The 2,637-nt window shown below is 62.3% G+C and carries 2 protein-coding genes; both read left to right on the forward strand.

The window, feature by feature from the left end:
• The first annotated feature begins 177 nt into the window (after positions 1–177).
• Positions 178–468: a hypothetical protein gene (locus NW835_RS09075; protein WP_414364815.1), complete on the forward strand. Its 291-nt coding sequence runs from the start codon at positions 178–180 to the stop codon at positions 466–468.
• 74 nt (positions 469–542) lie between these two features.
• Positions 543–2,637, forward strand: a 2,095-nt coding sequence (locus NW835_RS09080; RefSeq protein WP_414415107.1) for an NINE protein, incomplete at its 3' end; no start/stop codon positions are given.

Consider the following 2,637-nt stretch of genomic DNA (forward strand, 5'->3'; position numbering starts at 1 on the left):
TACAACTGCCGCTAAGCAAGCACCTACCCCGGTGAAAGACCCAGACAGGGCTGTAAGTCAACAAGTAAGCAGAACCTTGAGGCTCTGTCTCAAGGAACTGTCTAGGGGCGTCTTGACAGCGCCTTTGCGAGTCCGTCTGTGGACTGCGTAAGGATCCCCCAACTTTAGTCGGTGGGAGTGTCAACCCTGACCCTGTTGCTGATGGAACAGCCAACGCGCGGGTTGGACATTGAGTCGGCGCTGTGGGTCTGGAGTCAATTGCTGGAACGCGCCCAAGCAGGGACGGCTATTGTTTTTGCCTCGGCGGATTTGGACGAGATCTTGCCGTACAGCAACCAAGTCCTGGTGTTCAGCATCGGACAGGTTTCGGAACCCATGCCGGCGGCGGAGCTCACCGTTTCGCGGCTGGGGCAGTTGATGACTCTCCCCGTCCTGCCCAGCACCCACGCTTTGCTGGAGCATTTGTGAAGAGCATAGCAATCCAACAGAGCAAGGCTTAGAGTAGCAGTGGCCCCAAGCCTTTTTGCTCAAAGAATCCGGCCATGGGATCCCAGAATAACATTCCACCTGAGGGAGCCGAGCAGTCCCGCTCTTACTCGTTCAACTTCACCGTTTCGGGATCCCGGCAGCAGGTTTTGCGGGGGTTGCAAGCCTTGCTGGAGCTGGGTTTGCTGACGCCGGAGCACTTTCGCCATCTGGTGGAGCAGTATCGGCTGGAGGCGGAATCGGCGCCAGGAGCCACTTCTGTCGGCGGGGGGATCCCAGCCAGTCTGGGCTCGGCCTACGTGCTCTGGATTTTAGGTTTGTTCGGCCTTTGCGGTCTGCACCGCTTCTATCTGGGTCGCTGGCGCACAGGGCTGCTCTGGCTGCTGACTTTTGGGCTGCTGGGGATCGGCCAGCTCCTCGATTTGATCTGGATCCCGCAGATGGTGCGGGAAAGAAATGCTGGCTTGGCCGGCTCTGGGGTTGTCGTGGCGGGGGAAGAGCCGCCAGCCGAAACTAGGGAGCTCTCCTCTCCCCCGGGGATAGCTGTGTTGTTGCGCAACTTGCTGTCTGAGCTGAGCGTAGCTTGGCTGCTGCTCCTGGGCCTGTTTTTGGTGGTGGTCTCTTCGGGGGTGCTGGCGGCCAGCCGCTGGCAAGAGTTTTCCCCGGCAGCTCAGTACGGGGTGCTCTTGGCTTATACGGCGGCGTTTGGGGTGGGAGCGAGGTGGGCGCAGCGGCAGGACGGGCTGCGTCTGACAAGCCAAACTTTAGAGGCTGTTGCTTTGCTGCTGCTGCCGATCAACATGTGGGCGCTGGACGGGCTGGGGATCCCGTGGGGGATCCGAGCTGTTGCTTTGGGGTTACTCATAGGGATCCCGTGGGGAGCCTGGCGACGGGCCGACTTGCTGGGGGCGGGTTCTGCTTTCTACGGAACGTTGGTGAACTTCTTATCTCTTTCTGGTTTACACCTCTTCTGGAGCCTAGGGCCGCCGGAGTCTCGTCCCACCCTTGTCCTTGGGATCCTCTACTTGGGGATCCTCAGCACCGTGATTTACACCTGGAGCCGCCGCTCGCTGGAATTGCGGGGATCCCGGCTGTGGCTCATCGGGGCGGCTGGCTCCTTGTTGATCTTGCGGGGGCTGCTCTCAGGGCAGGTGCAGGTGTCGCAGTTGGGGTTGGCGGTGGCCCTCTTGGGTTGGCTGCCCCAAAGCCCGGCTGAGGACTACGAGCCGGCTCAGGTGGGGCGGCCCTGGTGGAGCGGGGTGCTGTTGATTTTGGGCTGGCTGCTGGCGGCCAGCGACTGGGGGGAGAACGCCTGGCAGGTGTTGGTCATCAGCCTGCTGGGAATCCGCTTCTTAGCGAGGCGACTGAGCCAACGTCAGCAGAGGGTGGAGTTGGCGCTGCTGTTTTTGCTGGGTCTGGAAACTGCCTGGGCCTTTTGGCAGGTGTGGCCGGCAAGCTGGCGGGAGAGCGTGCTGGCGCTGTTAACGGGTGGGTTGCAGCCCCTCGACTCTGTTTGGGGGCTGCTGGGGCTGGTGCTGTTGCCCTATGAGGTGCTGTGGCTGGGGCTGGCGGCCCGCTGGCAGCAGAGACCTCGGGAAGGCGAGGAGGCGGGTTTTGCGGCGCTGGCAGAACCGACGGAACGCTTGGTGTTGGGGCTGGGCGGATCCCTCTTGCTTTTGAGCTTTCCCCAGCCGGCGATTTGCTTTTGGCATTTGCTGTTGAGTACTGGCATCCTGGCCTGGTGGCTGCGGCAGAAGTCCAGGGTTGGCGCTGGGTGGGTATTTCTGACCCATGCCTATGGGCTGGGGGCGCTTCTGGCGGGGATCCGCTGGCTTTGGCCTGATTGGAGCCTGTCCAGTTGGGGGGGCATCTTGCTGCTGCTGGGCTTGCTGGAATGGACGGGGCGGGTGGCGCTGGGCGGACGGTTGTTGGCAGCCTCAGGAGATTTTGGGGGACTGCCGGTGCGGCTGTGGCAGCAGAGCGCCGAAGGGATGGGGCTGGTGCTGCTGGGATCCAGCTACTTTGTGTTTTTGGCGCAGGGCACGGAGTCCATTGGCTGGCTGTGGCTGGCGGTGCCCTCGGTTTTGACGGCGGCGCAGGTGTGGGCCTGGCCGCCCCTGGCGTTTATGCCTCGCTGGTTGCAGATCCCGG

The sequence above is a fragment of the Synechococcus sp. OH2 genome (assembly GCF_047462155.1).
Classification (GTDB): domain Bacteria; phylum Cyanobacteriota; class Cyanobacteriia; order Thermostichales; family Thermostichaceae; genus Thermostichus.